This is a genomic window from Gillisella vitis (genome assembly GCF_001541345.2).
GTDB classification, from domain to species: domain Bacteria; phylum Pseudomonadota; class Alphaproteobacteria; order Rhizobiales; family Rhizobiaceae; genus Allorhizobium; species Allorhizobium vitis.
In genome coordinates this window covers 373,855-393,621 of the sequence record NZ_LMVL02000003.1, presented here as the reverse complement: position 1 = coordinate 393,621, position 19,767 = coordinate 373,855, and the positions used below count along the sequence as shown (strand labels likewise).

16 protein-coding genes and 4 tRNA genes are annotated in these 19,767 nt (G+C 56.0%); 4 read left to right on the top strand and 16 right to left on the bottom strand.

The genetic code is table 11. The features are described from left to right. Positions 1–17: 17 nt before the first annotated feature. The 15 genes from rpoC to ASB66_RS11855 form a co-directional block, all read right to left on the bottom strand. On the bottom strand, positions 18–4,229 hold the full coding sequence (gene rpoC, locus ASB66_RS11925) for a DNA-directed RNA polymerase subunit beta' (protein ID WP_060715708.1): 4,212 nt from the start codon (positions 4,227–4,229) through the stop codon (positions 18–20). Positions 4,230–4,413: 184 nt separating this feature from the next. Continuing rightward, a complete protein-coding gene (gene rpoB, locus ASB66_RS11920; RefSeq protein WP_060715709.1) occupies positions 4,414–8,553 on the bottom strand; it encodes a DNA-directed RNA polymerase subunit beta in 4,140 nt (1,379 codons plus the stop codon). A 253-nt stretch (positions 8,554–8,806) separates the two neighbouring features. Further along, the gene (gene rplL, locus ASB66_RS11915; RefSeq protein WP_060715710.1) at positions 8,807–9,178 is read right to left on the bottom strand and encodes a 50S ribosomal protein L7/L12; all 372 of its coding nucleotides are present in this window, start codon (positions 9,176–9,178) and stop codon (positions 8,807–8,809) included. Positions 9,179–9,247: 69 nt separating this feature from the next. Then, a complete protein-coding gene (gene rplJ, locus ASB66_RS11910; protein WP_015915729.1) occupies positions 9,248–9,766 on the bottom strand; it encodes a 50S ribosomal protein L10 in 519 nt (172 codons plus the stop codon). Positions 9,767–10,109: 343 nt separating this feature from the next. Next, positions 10,110–10,805, bottom strand: a complete 696-nt coding sequence (rplA, locus tag ASB66_RS11905) for a 50S ribosomal protein L1 (protein WP_060715711.1) — start codon at positions 10,803–10,805, stop codon at positions 10,110–10,112. 2 nt (positions 10,806–10,807) lie between these two features. Continuing rightward, positions 10,808–11,239, bottom strand: coding sequence for a 50S ribosomal protein L11 (gene rplK / locus ASB66_RS11900; RefSeq protein WP_015915727.1), 432 nt, complete (start codon positions 11,237–11,239; stop codon positions 10,808–10,810). Between the two features lie 146 nt (positions 11,240–11,385). Continuing rightward, the gene (gene nusG / locus ASB66_RS11895) at positions 11,386–11,916 is read right to left on the bottom strand and encodes a transcription termination/antitermination protein NusG (protein ID WP_060715712.1); all 531 of its coding nucleotides are present in this window, start codon (positions 11,914–11,916) and stop codon (positions 11,386–11,388) included. Positions 11,917–11,932: 16 nt separating this feature from the next. Then, positions 11,933–12,133: a preprotein translocase subunit SecE gene (secE, locus tag ASB66_RS11890; protein WP_015915725.1), complete on the bottom strand. Its 201-nt coding sequence runs from the start codon at positions 12,131–12,133 to the stop codon at positions 11,933–11,935. A 182-nt stretch (positions 12,134–12,315) separates the two neighbouring features. Then, positions 12,316–12,391 (bottom strand) — tRNA-Trp (locus ASB66_RS11885). Positions 12,392–12,512: 121 nt separating this feature from the next. After that, positions 12,513–13,166 carry a hypothetical protein gene (locus ASB66_RS11880; protein ID WP_060715713.1) on the bottom strand — a complete coding sequence of 218 codons (654 nt, stop codon included), beginning with the start codon at positions 13,164–13,166 and terminating at the stop codon, positions 12,513–12,515. A 137-nt stretch (positions 13,167–13,303) separates the two neighbouring features. Continuing rightward, positions 13,304–14,161 carry a 3-deoxy-manno-octulosonate cytidylyltransferase gene (locus ASB66_RS11875; RefSeq protein ID WP_234614339.1) on the bottom strand — a complete coding sequence of 286 codons (858 nt, stop codon included), beginning with the start codon at positions 14,159–14,161 and terminating at the stop codon, positions 13,304–13,306. Between the two features lie 2 nt (positions 14,162–14,163). Further along, positions 14,164–14,853 (bottom strand): glycosyltransferase family protein, encoded by a 690-nt coding sequence (locus ASB66_RS11870; RefSeq protein WP_060715714.1) that lies wholly within the window; start codon positions 14,851–14,853, stop codon positions 14,164–14,166. 265 nt (positions 14,854–15,118) lie between these two features. After that, on the bottom strand, positions 15,119–16,294 hold the full coding sequence (gene tuf, locus ASB66_RS11865; protein ID WP_060715705.1) for an elongation factor Tu: 1,176 nt from the start codon (positions 16,292–16,294) through the stop codon (positions 15,119–15,121). A 220-nt stretch (positions 16,295–16,514) separates the two neighbouring features. Further along, positions 16,515–16,588, bottom strand: a tRNA-Gly gene (locus ASB66_RS11860). Between the two features lie 26 nt (positions 16,589–16,614). Further along, positions 16,615–16,699 (bottom strand) — tRNA-Tyr (locus ASB66_RS11855). 218 nt (positions 16,700–16,917) lie between these two features. Here ASB66_RS11855 and rlmB point away from each other — a divergent pair. From rlmB to ASB66_RS26475, 3 genes are all read left to right on the top strand, one after another. After that, positions 16,918–17,799: a 23S rRNA (guanosine(2251)-2'-O)-methyltransferase RlmB gene (gene rlmB, locus ASB66_RS11850; RefSeq protein WP_060715715.1), complete on the top strand. Its 882-nt coding sequence runs from the start codon at positions 16,918–16,920 to the stop codon at positions 17,797–17,799. Positions 17,800–18,039: 240 nt separating this feature from the next. Further along, a complete protein-coding gene (locus tag ASB66_RS11845) occupies positions 18,040–18,231 on the top strand; it encodes a hypothetical protein (RefSeq protein ID WP_060715716.1) in 192 nt (63 codons plus the stop codon). A 212-nt stretch (positions 18,232–18,443) separates the two neighbouring features. Continuing rightward, positions 18,444–18,593: a hypothetical protein gene (locus ASB66_RS26475; RefSeq protein WP_171430950.1), complete on the top strand. Its 150-nt coding sequence runs from the start codon at positions 18,444–18,446 to the stop codon at positions 18,591–18,593. Positions 18,594–18,657: 64 nt separating this feature from the next. On the opposite strand, the gene ASB66_RS11840 is transcribed toward ASB66_RS26475, so the two are convergent. Beyond that, positions 18,658–18,733: transfer RNA gene (locus tag ASB66_RS11840), tRNA-Thr, on the bottom strand. Between the two features lie 229 nt (positions 18,734–18,962). Here ASB66_RS11840 and ASB66_RS11835 point away from each other — a divergent pair. Further along, positions 18,963–19,736 carry an NAD kinase gene (locus ASB66_RS11835; RefSeq protein ID WP_060716008.1) on the top strand — a complete coding sequence of 258 codons (774 nt, stop codon included), beginning with the start codon at positions 18,963–18,965 and terminating at the stop codon, positions 19,734–19,736. The last annotated feature ends 31 nt before the right edge of the window (positions 19,737–19,767 follow it).

Below are 19,767 nucleotides of genomic sequence, written 5' to 3'. Positions count from 1 at the left end.
CGATTGCTCAGCACCAATTACTCGGCGGCAGGAGCACCCTCGCCTGCCATGTCGCGCAGCATCGGGGTTGCGAGATCCGCACCGGTTCCCTTGCGACGTTCCTCGAGAATGAGGTCGTCACGCGAGGTGGCGATACGGCGGATCTGCGTCATGGTACCACCGGTACCGGCCGGGATCAGACGACCGACGATGACGTTTTCCTTTAGGCCCTGCAACGTATCGGTCTTGCCGGCAATTGCCGCTTCCGTGAGAACCTTGGTGGTTTCCTGGAAGGACGCAGCCGAGATGAAGGATGGCGTCTGCAGCGAGGCCTTGGTGATACCGAGCAATACCGGGTCGCCAAAGGCAGGCTTCTTGCCTTCTTCAACCAGACGCTCGTTGGCTTCGTCCAGCTCGATACGGTCGACATTGTCGCCAACGATATACTGGCTGTCGCCGCTGTCGGTGATTTCGACCTTTTGCAGCATCTGGCGAACAATCACCTCGATGTGCTTGTCGTTGATCACAACGCCCTGCAAGCGATAGACTTCCTGGATTTCGTTGACCAGGTAGCTTGCCAGCGCTTCGACACCCTTGATCGCCAGAATATCGTGCGGAGCCGGGTTACCGTCGAGGATATAGTCACCCTTCTCGATATAGTCGCCTTCCTGAAGATGGAAGGGCTTGCCCTTCGGGATCAGGTATTCGACAGGCTCGACACCGTCTTCCGCCGGCTCGATGATAACGCGACGCTTGTTCTTGTAGTCGCGGCCCAGCCGGATCGTACCATCGATTTCAGCGATGATGGCGTGATCCTTCGGACGACGGGCTTCGAACAATTCGGCAACACGCGGCAGACCACCGGTGATGTCCTTGGTCTTGGCGCTTTCCATTGGCGAACGAGCAAGCACGTCACCCTGGGAGACACGCTGGCCGGGTTCAACCGACAGGATTGCATCAACCGACAGCTGGAACCGGGCTTCACCACCACGCGGAACCTTGAGCACATTGCCCTGAGTGTCCTTGATGACAATTGCCGGCTTCAAATCGGCGCCACGTGGCGTCGAACGCCAGTCGATAACCTGACGCTTGGTGATACCAGTGGATTCGTCGGTGGCTTCCAGAACGGAAATACCGTCGACCAGATCCTCGAAATGAACGACGCCTTCGACTTCGGTCATCATCGGGCGTGTGTATGGATCCCACTCAGCCAGACGCTGACCGCGCTTGACCTTGTCGCCATCGTCGACAAACAACTTGGAACCATAGGCAACACGCTGCGAGGAGCGCTCGACACCGCGTTCGTCCAGGATCGTCACCGCGATGCTACGGCCCATGGCGACATAAATGCCGTCAGAGTTGCGCAGCATGTTGCGGTTCTTAATCTGGATCGTGCCTTCATAGGAGGCTTCCAAGAACGATTGGTCAACCACGTTGGCCGTACCGCCCAAGTGGAATGTACGCATGGTCAGCTGGGTACCTGGCTCACCGATGGACTGTGCGGCGATAACACCCACAGCTTCACCCATGTTCACAGGTGTACCACGGGCAAGGTCGCGACCGTAGCAGATCGAGCAGACGCCGGTCTGAACTTCACAGGTCAGAGCCGAACGAATACGGATCGACTGAATACCAGCCTTCTCGATTTCGATGACATCGGCTTCAAGGATCATGCGGCCTGCATCAACGATCCGCTCGCCCGTGACAGGATGATCGATATCGTCCAGCGCCGTACGGCCGAGAACGCGTACACCAATCGAAGCCACAACCTGACCGGCGTCAACAATCGCCGTCATGGTCAGGCCCTTGTCGGTACCGCAATCGACCAGATTGACGATGCAATCCTGCGCAACGTCAACCAGACGACGGGTCAAGTAACCCGAGTTCGCGGTCTTCAAGGCCGTGTCTGCAAGACCCTTACGGGCGCCGTGGGTCGAGTTGAAGTACTCGTTAACGGTCAGACCTTCCTTAAAGTTCGAAATGATCGGTGTTTCGATGATTTCGCCCGATGGCTTGGCCATAAGACCACGCATACCACCCAGCTGACGCATCTGGTTCGGAGAACCACGCGCACCGGAGTGAGACATCATGTAAATCGCATTCATTGGCTTTTGACGGCCAGTTTCCGGATCGAACTCAACAGCCTTAATGCGGGCCATCATGTCTTCCGCAACCTTTTCAGTCGCCTTACCCCAGGCATCAACGACCTTGTTGTACTTCTCACCCTGGGTGATCAGACCGTCGTTATACTGCTGTTCGTATTCCTTCACCAAGGATTCGGTGTCGCCTACGATCTTCACCTTGGAGTCCGGAATGACCATGTCATCCTTACCGAAGGAAATGCCTGCCTTACATGCATGGCGGAAGCCAAGCTGCATGATTCGGTCGCAGAAAATCACCGTGTCCTTCTGGCCGCAATGACGGTAGACCGTGTCGATCATCTTGGAGATGTTCTTCTTGGTCATTTCCTGATTGCAAGTGTCGAACGGCACGTTGACGTTCTTCGGCAGAAGTTCGCCAATGAGCATACGGCCCGGTGTAGTTTCGAAAATCTTCGAAACAGGCTTGCCTTCCGCATCCACGGTCTTGAAACGACCACGGATCTTGGAGTGCAGCGTCACCACCTTGTTTTCAAGGGCGTGATGCAGCTCACCAATGTCGGAGAAGACCATGCCTTCGCCCGGCTCATTCTGGTTCATAATCGACAAATAGTAGAGACCGAGAACCATGTCCTGCGAAGGAACAATAATCGGTGCACCGTTTGCCGGATGCAGAATGTTGTTGGTAGACATCATCAACACGCGGGCTTCCAGCTGGGCTTCCAGCGAAAGCGGAACGTGAACAGCCATCTGGTCGCCGTCGAAGTCGGCGTTGAAAGCCGTGCAGACCAACGGATGCAGCTGGATGGCCTTGCCTTCAACCAGGATAGGTTCAAAGGCCTGGATACCCAGACGGTGCAGCGTCGGAGCGCGGTTCAGCAGCACCGGATGTTCGCGGATAACCTCGTCGAGAATATCCCAAACTTCCGGCTTTTCCTTTTCAACCAGCTTCTTGGCCTGCTTGACGGTCGAGGAATAACCCTTGGCGTCGAGACGGGCGTAGATGAAGGGCTTGAAAAGCTCAAGCGCCATTTTCTTTGGCAGACCGCACTGGTGCAGCTTCAGTTCTGGACCGGTTACGATAACCGAACGACCGGAATAGTCGACGCGCTTACCGAGAAGGTTCTGACGGAAGCGGCCCTGCTTGCCCTTGAGCATATCGGACAGCGACTTCAGCGGGCGCTTGTTTGCACCGGTAATGACGCGGCCACGACGACCGTTGTCGAACAGCGCATCCACAGATTCCTGCAGCATGCGCTTTTCGTTACGGATGATGATGCCCGGCGCACGAAGCTCGATCAGGCGCTTCAAACGGTTGTTACGGTTGATCACGCGGCGGTAGAGATCGTTCAGGTCGGAGGTTGCAAAACGGCCACCATCCAGCGGAACCAACGGACGCAGGTCCGGCGGAATCACGGGAACGACCTTCATGATCATCCATTCAGGACGATTGCCTGACTCCATGAAGTTCTCAACGATCTTGAGACGCTTCATCAGCTTCTTCTGCTTCAGATCAGACGTGGTGTCGGCAAGGTCCTGACGCAATTCGCCGGCGATGCGCTCGAGATTCATCGAGGCAAGCATTTCAAAGATGGCTTCAGCACCGATCATGGCGGTGAACTGGTCTTCACCATATTCATCGACCGCCATCATGTATTCTTCTTCGGACAGAAGCTGATTCTGCTTCAGGGCGGTCAGGCCGGGCTCCGTGACGATGTAGTTTTCGAAGTAGAGAACGCGCTCCACATCCTTCAACGTCATGTCGAGCAGGGTCGAAATGCGCGACGGCAGCGACTTCAGAAACCAGATATGGGCAACGGGAGCGGCCAGCTCGATATGGCCCATGCGCTCACGGCGAACGCGCGACAGGGTGACTTCCACGCCGCACTTTTCGCAGATGATGCCCTTGTACTTCATGCGCTTGTACTTGCCGCACAGGCACTCGTAATCCTTGATCGGACCAAAGATACGGGCGCAGAACAGTCCGTCGCGCTCCGGCTTGAAAGTGCGGTAGTTGATGGTCTCAGGCTTTTTGATTTCGCCATACGACCAGGACAGGATCTTCTCCGGCGAGGCAATCGAAATCCGGATGGAATCGAAATGCTGCGCAGGGACCTGCGGGTTGAAAAGGTTCATGACCTCTTGGTTCATGCCTATCTCCTTGTGGGGCCTGAGGCCCTCAGCTTGGCAACGAATGTGGCCCTTCCCGGGAAGCCACAACGCGCCTTAAAACGACAATAACCGCTGAATGCGGCAAAAGTCCCCACGCCGGTTGATGTTTACAACTGGCGGAGGACGGCGCGCGCATCGAAACGCGCGCGCCCCACTGTCACTGTTATTCCGCAGCGTCCGGCAACGGGTTGACGGTATCGGTCGTCTCGAGTTTGGAATTCTCCAACTCGACCGACAGACCAAGCGACCGCATTTCCTTGACGAGAACGTTGAAGCTTTCCGGAATACCGGCTTCGAACGTATCGTCGCCACGCACGATCGCCTCGTAGACCTTGGTACGACCGGCCACGTCGTCCGACTTCACCGTCAGCATTTCCTGCAGGGTGTAGGCAGCGCCGTAAGCTTCCAGAGCCCAGACTTCCATTTCCCCGAAACGCTGACCACCGAACTGTGCCTTGCCGCCCAAAGGCTGCTGGGTCACAAGCGAGTAAGGACCGATGGAGCGTGCATGGATCTTGTCGTCAACCAAGTGGTTGAGTTTGATCATGTACATGTAACCAACGGTGACCTTACGGTCGAAGGTTTCACCCGTACGTCCGTCATAAAGAACCGACTGGCCGGATGTGTGCAGACCGGCGCGGGTCAACATTTCCGAAACGTCGCTTTCATGCGCACCGTCGAAAACCGGCGTGGCGATGGAAAGTCCGCTCTTGGCCTGATCAGCCAATCGCAGGAGCGATTCGTCGTCGAATCTGGCAACTTCGTCATGCGATTCACTGGCGTAGAGATCAACCAGTTCGGTCCTGAGCTCGGTGATGTCGAGATGCTTCTGGTAATCCTCAAGCATCTGCCCGATCTTGCGACCCATGCCGGCGCAAGCCCAGGCAAGGTGGGTTTCAAGAATCTGGCCGACATTCATACGCGACGGCACGCCAAGCGGGTTCAGAACGATATCGACATGCGTACCGTCTTCGAGGAACGGCATGTCCTCGACCGGAACGATGCGCGACACGACGCCCTTGTTACCGTGACGGCCGGCCATCTTGTCACCTGGCTGGATCTTGCGCTTCACAGCAACAAAGACCTTGACCATCTTCATGACGCCCGGAGGCATTTCATCGCCGCGCTGGACCTTTTCGACCTTGTCCATGAAGCGCTGCTCAAGGCGCGACTTGGATTCGTCGTACTGACCACGAAGCGCTTCCAGCTCGCTTTGAACCTTCTCGTCTTCAACGGCAAACATCCACCATTGCGAACGCGGATATTCAGAAATGACGGCGTTGTTGAGTTCGACGCCCTTCTTGAAACCCTTCGGACCGGCAATCGAAACCTGACCACGCAGCGTATCGAGCAAACGACCATAGACGTTGCGGTCCAGGATTGCCTGTTCGTCGTCCCGGTCCTTGGCGAGACGTTCGATTTCCTCGCGCTCGATGGCCATGGCGCGCTCGTCCTTTTCAACGCCGTGGCGGTTGAAAACACGAACTTCGACAATGGTCCCGAACGTGCCCGGAGGCATGCGCATCGAGGTATCACGGACGTCGGAAGCCTTTTCACCGAAGATGGCGCGCAGAAGCTTTTCTTCCGGCGTCATAGGGCTTTCGCCCTTCGGAGTGATCTTGCCGACCAGGATATCGCCCGGCTGCACTTCCGCACCGATGTAGACGATACCGGCTTCATCGAGGTTGCGCAGTGCTTCTTCCGAAACGTTCGGAATATCGCGAGTGATTTCTTCCGGTCCAAGCTTGGTATCGCGGGCCATGACTTCAAACTCCTCGATATGGATCGAGGTGAAGACGTCTTCCGAAACGATACGCTCCGACATGAGGATCGAGTCCTCATAGTTATAGCCGTTCCAAGGCATGAACGCGACGAGCGCGTTGCGGCCAAGCGCCAGGTCACCGAGGTCGGTCGACGGACCGTCCGCGATGATATCGCCCTTGTTCAGAATATCGCCGACGGCGACCAGCGGACGCTGGTTGACGCAGGTATTCTGGTTGGAACGCTGGAACTTCTGCAGACGGTAGATATCAACACCGGACTTGCCGGCATCGAGATCTTCCGTGGCGCGGATAACGATACGCGTCGCATCCACCTGGTCGACCACGCCGCCACGACGGGCGCCGATAGCCGCACCGGAGTCACGCGCCACGATCGGCTCCATGCCGGTCCCAACGAACGGGGCTTCAGCCCGCAGCAGCGGAACAGCCTGACGCTGCATGTTGGAGCCCATCAGCGCGCGGTTGGCGTCGTCGTTTTCCAGGAATGGAATAAGAGCGGCGGCAACGGACACGAGCTGCTTCGGCGAAACGTCCATCAGGTTGATGGTGTCGCGCGGCGACAGCATAACTTCCCCAGCGTGACGGCAAACGACGAATTCCTCGACGAATTTGCCTTCCGCGTTCAGCTCGGCATTGGCCTGGGCAACGTAATACTTGGCCTCTTCCATGGCGGAGAGGTAGATCACGTCCTTCGTCACAACGCCGTCGATGATCTTACGATACGGGCTTTCGATGAAGCCGTATTTGTTGACCCGTGCGAAGGTGGCAAGCGAGTTGATCAGACCGATATTCGGGCCTTCAGGTGTCTCAATCGGGCAGATACGGCCGTAATGGGTCGGATGCACGTCGCGCACTTCAAAGCCAGCGCGCTCGCGGGTCAGACCACCCGGTCCAAGAGCCGAAAGACGGCGCTTGTGGGTGATTTCCGACAGCGGATTGACCTGGTCCATGAACTGGCTGAGCTGGGACGAACCGAAGAATTCGCGCACAGCAGCAGCGGCAGGCTTGGCGTTGATCAGATCCTGCGGCATGACCGTGTCGATTTCGATCGACGACATACGTTCCTTGATGGCGCGCTCCATGCGCAGCAGCCCCAGACGATACTGGTTCTCCATCAATTCACCGACGGAACGAACACGGCGGTTGCCGAGATTGTCGATATCGTCGATTTCGCCCTTGCCATCGCGCAGCTCGACCAGCATCTTGACCACGGCCAGGATGTCTTCCTTGCGCAGAACGCGCACGGTATCGGCCACTTCGAGGTCGAGACGCATGTTCATCTTGACGCGGCCAACAGCCGACAAGTCATAACGCTCGCTGTCGAAGAACAGCGAATTGAACATGGCTTCAGCCGAATCCATGGTTGGCGGCTCGCCCGGACGCATGACGCGGTAGATATCGAACAGCGCATCCTGGCGGTTTTCGTTCTTATCGGCAGCCAACGTGTTGCGGATATAGGCGCCGACATTGATATGGTCGATGCCCAGAACCGGGATCTCGTCGAAGCCTGCTTCCAGAATGATCGGCAGGGTCTTTTCGTCGATTTCGTCGCCAGCTTCGAGATAGATCTCGCCGGTTGCGAAATTGACGATGTCTTCAGCCAGATAATTGCCGTAGAGGTCTTCGTCGGTCGCCTTCAGCGCCTTCAGACCCTTGTCCTGCAACTGGCGCAGAAGACGCGGGGTGAGCTTCTTACCGGCTTCGACAACGACTTCGCCGCTATCGGCATCGACCATGTCGACGAGCGTCTTGGAGCCCTTCAGCGTTTCCGCCTGGAACGGCACACGCCAGCCCTTGCCATCGCGCTTGTAGTCGGACTTCGAATAGAAGGTCGACAGGATTTCTTCGCCGTCCATGCCAAGCGCCATCAGCAGCGAAGTCACTGGGATCTTGCGGCGGCGGTCGATACGGGCGTGGACGATGTCCTTGGCGTCGAATTCGATATCGAGCCATGAACCACGATACGGAATGACGCGGGCGGCAAACAGCAGCTTGCCGGAAGAATGGCTCTTGCCCTTGTCGTGGTCGAAGAACACGCCCGGCGAACGATGCATCTGCGAGACGATAACGCGCTCGGTGCCGTTGACGATAAACGTGCCGTTATTGGTCATCAAAGGCATGTCGCCCATGTAGACCGACTGTTCCTTGATGTCCTTGATCGAGCGGGCGCCCGTATCTTCATCGATATCGAACACGATCAGTCGCAACGTGACCTTCAGCGGCGCTGCATAGGTCAGATCGCGCTGGCGGCATTCATCAACGTCGAACTTCGGCGGCTCGAATTCGTAGGACACGAATTCCAGCATCGAGGCACCGGAAAAATCGGTGATCGGGAAGACGGACTTGAAAACGGTTTGAAGTCCCTCGTCGGGACGACCGCCTTCCGGCTCGTCAACCATGAGGAACTGATCGTAAGATGCCTTCTGAACCTCGATGAGGTTCGGCATTTCTGCGACTTCTGGAATTTTTCCGAAAAACTTGCGTACGCGCCTGCGACCGTTAAAGGAAAGGGTCTGAGCCATCGTCGCTCCTTGTCAGTTTGCACCCGGGCCTGCAACAGACGAACACCGCTGGCCAGGCGGCTCCGTCAATCATGGATTGTCAATCTCGTTCCAGTTCAGGCGGAAAGGCCGGTTTGCCTTGAGCGCCTGATCGGAACCATCCTCTTGAGAACCCATTACCCAAAAGCCGTTTTACCGGCTTTTGGGTAATAATTTCCGTCAGGAGAACAGCTCCGGAGAGAGTTTGCACCCTCGCCGGAGCCAAAAGTATGAATTACTTGACGTCAACCTTGGCGCCAGCGTCTTCAAGCTTCTTCTTCAGGTCTGCAGCTTCAGCCTTGGAAACGGCTTCCTTGACAGCCTTCGGAGCGCCTTCAACGAGGTCCTTGGCTTCCTTCAGGCCCAGACCGGTGATTGCGCGAACTTCCTTGATCACGTTGATCTTGTTAGCGCCGGCATCCGTCAGGATAACGTCAAATTCAGTCTTTTCTTCTTCAGCAGCAGCAGCTGGGCCGGCAACAGCGGCAACAGCAACAGGAGCTGCAGCAGAAACGCCCCACTTTTCTTCGAGCAGCTTGGAAAGCTCAGCAGCTTCCAGAACGGTCAAAGAGGAAAGGTCTTCTACGATCTTAGCGAGATCAGCCATTTTACTAGTCCTTTATCAGTGTTCGGTTCGAAACGAACTGGTTTTGGGTATGAACAGCGAAAAACCGCCTTACGCGGCTTCGTCCTTCTTGGCATAAGCCGCAAACACGCGAGCAAGCTGAGCTGCCGGTGCCTGAACAACGCCTGCGATGCGAGTAGCCGGGGTCTGAATCATGCCGACCAGCTTTGCACGCAGCTCGTCCAGCGAAGGCAGGGTCGCAAGCGACTTGACTGCATCCACGGAGAGCGTGGTTGTTCCCATGGAACCACCGAGAACAACGAGCTTGTCGTTGGTCTTGGCAAAGTCCATGACGACTTTCGGAGCCGTGATCGGGTCGACGCTGTAAGCAATCAGCGTCTGGCCCTTGAAGAGATCTGTCATCCCTTCCGACTCCGTGCCCTGAAGAGCGATCTTGGCCAGACGGTTCTTCGCGACTTTGACGGTGCCGCCAGCAGCGCGCATTTTTGAACGGAAGTCGTTCATCTGCGCAACCGTGACACCAGCATAGTGGGCCACAACAACCGAACCAGAAGCCTTGAAGACTTCGTTCAGTTCTGTGACGAATTCGCGTTTTTCCGCTCTTTCCACTGTCTGTCTCCAGTAGACGGGACCGCAATCCTGCAGGCCCCATCGGGTTTGCCTTTGCCTCAAGGGATCTAAACTCGTCAGATCCCAAGCGACGCTTGAGGATCCTGTCCCCCCGCACTGTCACCCGAAGGCGTCAGGCACAAGGCACACAAGGCTCGAACCGACACTTCCGTAACGCCTTGGCGTCCGTGAAGAATTTCGGGTCTTACCCGTCTCATGCAGGCAGATATTAAGGCCGCAAGGCCGCCCACAATCTCGGACAGGAAATCCGGTTATAAAACCGGACATTCCCGGTCCCGAAGGACCGGGAATTCTTGAATACGGGGTAAAACACCCCGAAAAATTAAGCTGTGACCGACGAAGGGTCGATCTTGACGCCAGGGCCCATGGTCGAGGAAATCGCTACGCGCTTGACGTAGTTACCCTTCGCGCCAGCTGGTTTTGCCTTGATGACGGCATCAGCGAAAGCCTTGATGTTTTCTTCAAGAGCCTTGGCTTCAAACGAGGCCTTGCCGATACCGGCATGGATGATACCAGCCTTTTCGACGCGGAACTCGACGGCGCCACCCTTGGATGCCTTGACAGCACCTGCGACGTCCATGGTCACTGTGCCAACCTTCGGGTTCGGCATCATGCCACGCGGGCCGAGAACCTTACCGAGGCGGCCGACCAGCGGCATCATGTCAGGCGTTGCGATGCAACGGTCGAAGTCGATCTTGCCGCCCTGGACGATTTCGACCAGGTCTTCAGCGCCAACAACTTCAGCGCCAGCTGCACGGGCTTCATCAGCCTTAGCGCCACGAGCGAAGACGGCAACGCGAACGTCGCGACCAGTGCCATTCGGCAGGTTGACAACGCCACGAACCATCTGGTCGGCGTGACGTGGGTCAACGCCAAGGTTCATAGCGATTTCGATGGTTTCATCGAACTTAGCAACCGCACGTTCCTTGACCATCGAAATGGCGTCGGACAGAGCAACCAGCTTGGTGGAATCAACGCCTTCGCGGATCTTCTGAATACGCTTTGCAAGCTTTGCCATGATTAACCTACCACTTCCAAGCCCATGGAGCGGGCAGAGCCCTCAACCATTGCCATAGCGCCGTCAACGTCGGCAGCATTCAGGTCCTTCATCTTGGCTTCAGCGATCGTGCGAACCTGAGCCTTAGTGATAGTACCAGCTTTTCCACCCTTGCCCGGAGTCTTAGAACCGGACTGAATCTTAGCTTCCTTCTTCAACCAGTAAGTCACTGGCGGCTGCTTCATGATGAAGGTGAAGGACTTATCCTGGTAATAGGTAATGACGACCGGGATCGGCATGCCCTTTTCCATTTCCTGCGTAGCGGCATTGAACGCCTTGCAGAATTCCATGATATTTACGCCACGCTGACCAAGCGCAGGACCGATTGGCGGGGACGGGTTAGCCGATCCTGCCTTGACCTGAAGCTTGAGCTGGCCTGCAACTTTTTTAGCCATTTCTCTCTGCCTTTCTATCAGACCGGTGGCCCGGCCCACTCATGCCGGACATGCCGGCGGCTGCGGTTGCGTGGTGCGTATGAACGGTCCGGCTTAAGAGACCGCCGCACTCCCACGCGAAACGGGAGGTTTCCCTCCCGCAGCAATCAGACCTTTTCGACCTGACTGTATTCAAGCTCGACCGGTGTAGCGCGACCAAAGATCGACACTTCGACCTTAAGACGCGACCGCTCTTCATCGACATCCTGAACAACACCGTTGAAGGATGCAAAAGGACCGTCGGAAACACGAACCTGCTCGCCGATCTCGAAGGACAGCGACGACTTGGGACGCTCGACACCCTCTTGAACCTGACCGAGAATCCGGTCAGCTTCATAGTCAGGAATCGGAACCGGCTTATTGTCGGAACCAAGGAACCCCGTAACCTTCGGGGTATTCTTGATCAGGTGATACACCTCATCCGTCAAATTCGCCCGCACCAGCACATAGCCGGGGAAGAACTTGCGCTCACTATCCACCTTGCGGCCGCGACGAACCTCGACGACCTTTTCAGTCGGAACGAGGATTTTCTCAAAGAGATGCTCAAGGCCCTTCTGGCGAGCCTTCTCTTCAATCGATTCCGCGACTTTCTTTTCAAAATTAGAATATGCGTGGACGATATACCAACGTGCAGCCATGTTCGTTCCCGTCCTGTTAATTGCCGAGATTCAGGACAAGGCTCAAAACCCAGCCAATAACCTGATCCGCCGCAAAGAAAAACAGCGAGGCAAAAATCACCATGGCCAACACCATCAACGTCGAGATCACAGTCTCGCGGCGCGACGGCCAGGTGACTTTGGACGTTTCGGAGCGAACCTGCTGCAAAAACGCAAATGGATTAGTCTTCGATGCCATCTAATGCCCACGCATTTACGGCACGTAAAGCTGAAAAGATCAGCCCCACGCACCGCGTGTCTGTTTGAGTGTTACATAAACGCCGATTCTCACTTTAACAAGGGCAAAACCGACATTTAAACAAATTCTACAACACCAAAATCCACAAGTCGAAAAAATCAATTCCAACACTGTGTGAAAAATGGCAGGGGCAGTAAGGCTCGAACTTACGACCTGCGGTTTTGGAGACCGCCGCTCTACCAACTGAGCTATACCCCTATCTGCACGTCCGAGTGATGTGCCGATGGCCATCCCGTCCGTTGCTTGGCGCTCCGTTTAAGACGGTCGGTGACGATTGGCAAGAGGGTTTTTTGCACATTCAAAACAAAATACCGTTTTCCTACCAGTGACGACTATAGCTCGCCCGGAAGGTCGTCGAGGGATCATCGAGCAGATTGGTCATAGCGGCGGAAAGACCAACATCGCCGAAAACCTTTTTCTCAATACCGACAGATCCCGTGGTTGTCGCATCAAGCTGATCGATACCCGCTTCGCTGTAAAGCGACGCCGACCAATCCGGCATGGACAGATCCAGCCGCTGGCTCGCCGACAGCCCCGCACCGTCACCACTGACCCGGCGCACCTCGATAATGCGCGTCGAACCAAGCGTGAAATCGGGCGTCAGCGTCCAGTTCCAAGCGCGCTCCATCGACAGGCTGGATGCACCCGTTGCGGGCGTGAAACTGGTATTGAGGTAGGTCGCAGGCCCATTCGTTTTATCGTTGCCTTCCAACCGCAACCGTCCCCAGAGCCGCACCGGCAGAGTGGATTGATCCACCTGCCCGCTCTTGGTGGCAATGATCGAGGTATCGACACCTATTTTTGGTTCAAAGGCATTGCGCAACTGAACGCCGGTTTGAATGGCAACGCCGCTCGTGCCGTTGCGTGAGACGTTCCAGATCAGCGGTCGGCCCAAGTCGGCGGCCTGGCCAACCCAGGAAAATGGTAGAATCAAAAAAGGCGCAATCGCAACCGCGCACATCAGACGAATCATAGATACATCTTTATGTGTTCAGGGTGGGCTCGGCCCCAGGCAAAACGGGACGGTGTAGATAGTTATATCACTATATTACAGAACAGCATTTCCGACCGCAAATCACATTTTTGCGTTGCAGCATAACAAGGCTTTGATCAGCTCTTTGCCTTCTTGGCATTCAATCGCTGTTTTCGGGTTTTGGGCTTCAGCTTTTTGGAGAGTTGATAAAACCACCTCAGGATCTTGGTGACGGAAATCAGCTTATCGATCTCCTTGTTTGCGCCTTCAAGGCGGCTGGCCAACACGTCGGCAGCAGACAGAGCAACCGCCCCCTCGCTCAAGTCTGGAAATCGTTGCAGTAGCGCAGCATAGGCATTTTTCTCAGCCGCGCCCGGTGCAACCAGTTTGCCGGAATGGATGAACAATCGCAGCACGACCTGTTCGAATGTCCAGTCATGCAGATGAAAGACTTTCCATTTCTCGCTGCGACGAGCTGAAAATCCATCCAACAGGATGGTCTTTTCGGGCAGGTGCTCGCTCAGCCACAAGGCCAAGGCAAAACCGCTGGTGGGAATATGATCGTCAGGATAAAAACTGGAAAAATGGCTGGAGAGATCCAGATGGCCGACCGCAGCCCCTTCGAATTTTGTGGTATCACTGAACAATTCGCCAGGATGGGCCCTGACATTCATCACGCCCAGAAATGCATCGCCCGGAAAATAGCCAAGCACGTTCTTGACTTCCTTGCGGTAAACGATGTTGGCACCAACCGAACCACTGCGCGCAACCAGCAGCGACGGGCGATCGAACGGTTTGTCGAGGATCTTGTAGACCTTGTTGAAAAACACGAACAAAGCGGTTTGCGGCAGTTCGCGCCGCAGCCTTTCCACATTGGCCTCCTCACTGTTGGCGACGAGGACAATGTGAGTGAAACGGCCGAGCAACGCCTGCCAGTCCGTAAAGGCCTGAATGCCGGCGGTCGTGGGGAGCGCGCTGCCGTTCTGGACTGTCATGGTCACAGGCTCTGCGTGACGTGCAGCATGCGTTCGCGGGCAGCAAACCACTCTTCTGCATAGTCGTCACTCTTGTACTGTTCGAAATAAGGACCGCCATCGGTGAAATGGACGATCTTGGCAGCCGGGTCATGGTCATATTCATTGACCAGATAATTCCAATGCAGCGGCAGCCCACCAATCAAATCGTCACTTTCAAGCCATTTGAACTGGTGCAGTTGCAGACCGGTTGCGGTGTTGACGTAATCCTTGGTCAATGCTGTGCATTTGGCATTGTTGAACAGCATGACGCTCGACCAGTTCTTCTTTTCGTATTTGGTCTGAGTCTGACCGAGAAACTTGGTTTCCACTTTCGGCTGATAGTCATGCTTGACGCACATTACGGCGTAGCGGTCGTCGCGCAGCGCCCAGAGTTCGGCCAGATCGGCACGTGCCAGCATGTCGCAGTCCATGAACATGCTCCAGCCCTGGTAATCGCTCAGATAAGGCACGAGAAACCGGGAGAAGGAAAACTCCGTCGATTGCAGCGGATTGCGCTCGCGTGTGAAAATACCGGCCAGATTGTCGAGGACGATGGGCGTGAAGGCGACAGGAATGGACGAGTGTTCAAGAATACTCTGGGCGAGCACATGATAGGCCACGACTTCCTTTGTATCGAAGCCAATGAAGATCTGAAGCTTGTTGTCCAACACCGCAACTCCTGAAATTGTACGTCTGTTTTCTATTAAAGGATAGGGGCCGGTGCAGACAAGAGAACCAAGCTCTTAACTGCATTAGCCACCAAGAATTTGCAGTACGGCTTGGCGTTTGCAAATATTCTCATGGTCTCCATCGCAATAGCGTCCAATTTGAGGAAGACCATCCCTGAAAACTGGCTCAGTCCAATCGTAACGTCCTAAACGAAGAAACCCCGCTGTTGCCAGCGGGGTCCATTTCATCCCCTAAGGGAAGACATCATTATTCGATGATCGAAGCGACGATGCCGGCGCCGACGGTACGGCCGCCTTCGCGGATCGCGAAGCGCAGCTTTTCTTCCATCGCGATCGGAACGATCAGCTCAACCTGAACCGTCACGTTGTCACCAGGCATAACCATTTCCGTGCCTTCAGGCAGAGAAACAATACCGGTAACGTCCGTCGTGCGGAAGTAGAACTGCGGACGGTAGTTGGTGAAGAACGGAGTATGACGGCCGCCTTCTTCCTTCGTCAGGATGTAAGCTTCTGCCATGAACTTCTTGTGCGGCTTAACCGAACCCGGCTTGCAGAGGATCTGACCACGCTCAACGCCGTCACGGTTCACACCGCGAACCAGTGCGCCGATGTTGTCGCCTGCCTGGCCCTGATCGAGCAGCTTGCGGAACATTTCAACGCCGGTAACCGTCGTCTTCGAAGTCGCGCGGATGCCGACGATTTCGACTTCTTCGCCAACCTTGACGATACCACGCTCAACGCGGCCCGTCACAACCGTACCACGGCCAGAGATCGAGAACACGTCTTCGATTGGCATCAGGAACGGCTGGTCGATCGGACGCTCAGGCGTCGGGATGTAGGCATCAACAGCCGCCATCAGTTCGCGGATTGCGTCTTCGCCGATCTTCTTGTCCGAATCTTCAAGAGCGGCCAGAGCAGAACCCTTGACGACAGGAATGTCGTCGCCTGGGAAGTCGTAGGACGACAGAAGTTCGCGCACTTCCAGTTCGACCAGTTCCAGAAGCTCAGCGTCGTCAACCTGGTCAACCTTGTTCAGGAACACGACGATCGCGGGAACGCCAACCTGACGGGCCAGCAGGATGTGCTCGCGGGTCTGGGGCATCGGGCCGTCGGCAGCCGAGCAAACCAGGATCGCGCCGTCCATCTGCGCTGCACCGGTGATCATGTTCTTGACGTAGTCGGCGTGGCCGGGGCAGTCAACGTGAGCGTAGTGCCGAGCAGGCGTTTCATATTCGACGTGGGCCGTCGAAATGGTGATACCACGTGCCTTCTCTTCCGGAGCGGCGTCGATTTGGTCATACGCCTTGAACTCGCCGAAATACTTCGTGATTGCTGCCGTCAGCGATGTCTTGCCGTGGTCAACGTGGCCGATCGTGCCGATGTTAACGTGCGGCTTGTTGCGCTCAAACTTACTCTTTGCCATTTGAATGCTTCCTGTGAACGTAAAAGGTTGACGCGGCGAACCGGTTTAGTGCCGCCGTTTAAGGCTTTCGGTCCGATTGCGCAAGCCATAAATGCGCATGGCCCAAAGCGGGTGCTTTCCGAGGGTGTCCACCAGCGCAATTCCTGCAAATGCGCGTGATAACGGCACAGATCGCAAATCGGAAAACGGCTGAAGATAAACTGAAAGAGACTATGGAAACTGGAGCGGGTAGCGGGAATCGAACCCGCGTATTCAGCTTGGAAGGCTGCTGCTCTACCATTGAGCTATACCCGCGGCGGTTTTAGATCCAGGTGTCGAAATGGTGGAGGGAGTTGGATTTGAACCAACGTAGGCTGAGCCAACGGATTTACAGTCCGTCCCCTTTAACCACTCGGGCATCCCTCCAGTATTTCGACCGGATCAAGCAACCAAGCTTACTATCCCGGTGCGTTGAACTTCGCTTTCAAGCTTGGCTCACCGCGTTCCGTGGCGGCTATATGACGGCCCGAAACGGAGATGTCAACACGCCTTCTGTGGAAAATTTTCATGTTTTTTCCTCGTTCGGGCATCCCGGCAAACCGGGGGTCTCTATCCCCTGGCACGCAAGCCCGCTATAAGGCGCCATGAGCAAAGATAACCCAAACGACACGTCCGACCGCGATAGCCACTATGCAACTTTGCGCCGTCAGGTGCGGGATGCAAAGCGTGAACGCGGTGAGATTCCCACCCCGCAACCGCAAAAGCGGCGCAAGTCCAACGCCGATTGGACACCGCCGCCAATCGCCCCCGATCAGGTATTTTTATACGGCCTGCATACGGTGCGTGCCGCCCTCAACAATCCCGAACGCAAGCCGATCAAGCTGTCGCTGACCCAGAATGCGCTGGTACGGCTGGAAATCGGCCCGGTCGACGCCCTGCCCTTTCCTGTGGAAATCGTCACGCCGCAGGATCTCGACAAGCATCTGGGGCCGGAAGCCATTCACCAGGGCGTCATGCTGGAAACCCGGCCGCTGCCGCCTCGCCGTCTTGAAGCGCTGAAGGAAAGTCCACTGTTGCTGGTGCTGGACCAGGTGACCGATCCGCATAATGTCGGGGCAATCATGCGCACCGCCGTCGCGTTCGGTGCTGGCGCGGTGATCACCACCATGCGCCACAGCCCGACCGAATCGGGCGTGCTGGCAAAATCTGCCTCAGGTGCGCTGGAATTGATTCCCTATATCCAGATCACCAATCTCGCCGATGCGCTGGGTGAGTTGCATAAGCTCGGCTTCGTGTCGATCGGGCTCGATTCGGAAGGGCCACGCCCGCTGGAAGAGACATTCAGTGGCGAAAAACTGGCGTTGGTGCTGGGTTCCGAAGGCAAGGGCCTGCGCCAGAAAACGCGTGACACGGTCAACGCACTGGCGCGGCTCGACATGCCCGGCGAGATCAAATCGCTGAATGTGTCGAATGCGGCGGCTATCGCCTTGTATGCTTCACGCCAATTCCTGCTGCGCAAAAGCTGACATCACTGCGTCGGTTCCAATGTCCTCGACCTTGGAACCGACCATCTCCCAAGTCTTTCCAGGAATGCTGCCCAGAGAATAGTGCCTCTGAGGCAGAGCCTATCATTCCCGCCCGGTCATACGCCAATACGGCTTGCTGATATCATCGCGGTACGTTTGACATTTGGCGAGACGTCAAAATCTTCGGAACCAATGCCCAGCCCTATGGTTGTCCTTCTGAACAGAAGAAGGAGGATAACCATGCCAACCACAATTCCTGAAAGACCAGAAGGCGCACCGCGCGGCCCGCAGGGCACCCCCGGCATTCCAGATCGCAAACAGGATGGCGCGGTAAAACCGCCAATCCAGGATCAGGGCGACACCAAAAATCCGAATGATCCGGTGCCGAGCCCGCCGTTGCTGCCAATCGGCGACCCTGCTGGAATGGCCTGACAACTCTCTTGGAATACTCTCCCCGGCGCATTGTGAAGCGGCGGGGATATTTTTTTTGCATCGATTGCGAGGCAATGCCATCCGGTTCAAGGCAGTCGCTGGCTTTTGCATCCACCGATTTTCTGGCTCATCGTAACCATGCCGCAAGCTTTGCGTGAAATAAATGCCGCCAATCATGCATGGCTGAATCAGAGCCATGAGAGGAGGCACCCATGAGCGACAATGTCATAAAATTCAGAAAACCCGTACCGCCGAAACAACCGCGCCCGGGATTGCGCAAACTGGTGGTCGTTCTCTGTGTTGTCGCGGCTTTCGCGCTTGCCTGGGCATATTTCGCGTTTATCGCACCCGGCGGAATTTGACGAAAGCCGTCGCGACGCCGATCCTAGGAGCGGCAGTTTAAACGATGGAATTGATGTGAAAAAATGGTGCCCCCGGCAGGATTCGAACCCGCGACCCCCTGATTACAAATCAGGTGCTCTACCAACTGAGCTACAAGGGCAGTGGCGTCTGACTACCAGATTTTCGTTCGCTGTAAAGAGGCAATTGTCAAAAAGCTTTGGGCGACAGTGGCCAAAATTCATTTGGTTGGCGTAGGTCTTGATTGCCGGGAGACCGATCGCTTTGTCCAGACACAGCTGGATATCCAAAGCTTTCGACAACAGGAAAATCCTTGGCACGGGCCGGACTTATCATGTACGAAGAAGGCCCTTTCCAACAGGTTTTTTCGCATGGCGCGTTCCTTCCGGTCGCTTTCTTTCGTCGCAACGAACACTCCGGAGGCACTTGCATCCCGCGAAGAGCTGATTCGAACCTATGGCTACACGCCTCCCGAAGACGCCGATGTGTTGGTTGTGCTGGGCGGCGATGGCTTCATGCTGCAAAACCTGCATGACACCATGAATTCCGGGCGGCTGATCTATGGCATGAACCGAGGAAGCGTCGGCTTCCTGATGAATGATTACCGGATTGAAGACCTCCCGGAGCGAATCGCCATCGCCACCGAGAATGATTTTCATCCCCTGAAAATGACCGCGCTCAGCGAAGACGGCACGCAAACCGTCGCGCTTGCCATCAACGAGGTCTCGCTGCTACGACAATCCTATCAGGCGGCGAAATTAAGGGTACTGATCGACGGCCAGGAGCGCCTCGATGAGTTGATCTGCGATGGGTTGATGGTGGCGACGCCGGTCGGCTCCACCGCCTATAATCTTTCCGCCCATGGGCCGATTCTACCGCTCGATGCGCCCTTGCTGGCGCTTACACCCGTCTGCCCGTTTCGGCCCCGGCGCTGGCGCGGTGCCTTGCTTCCCGACCGGGTCACGGTGACGATCGAGGTTCTCGAAGAACGAAAGCGCCCAGTGAATGCCGTCGCCGACAATATCGAGGTCAAGTCGGTGCTCACCGTCCAGATCGAACAGGCCAAGGATATTACCGCGCGGATATTGTCAGATCCCGATCATTCCTGGTCGGAACGAATCCTCGCCGAGCAATTCGCCAATTGAAACATATTGTACAGCACAAGGGGCGTAAGCC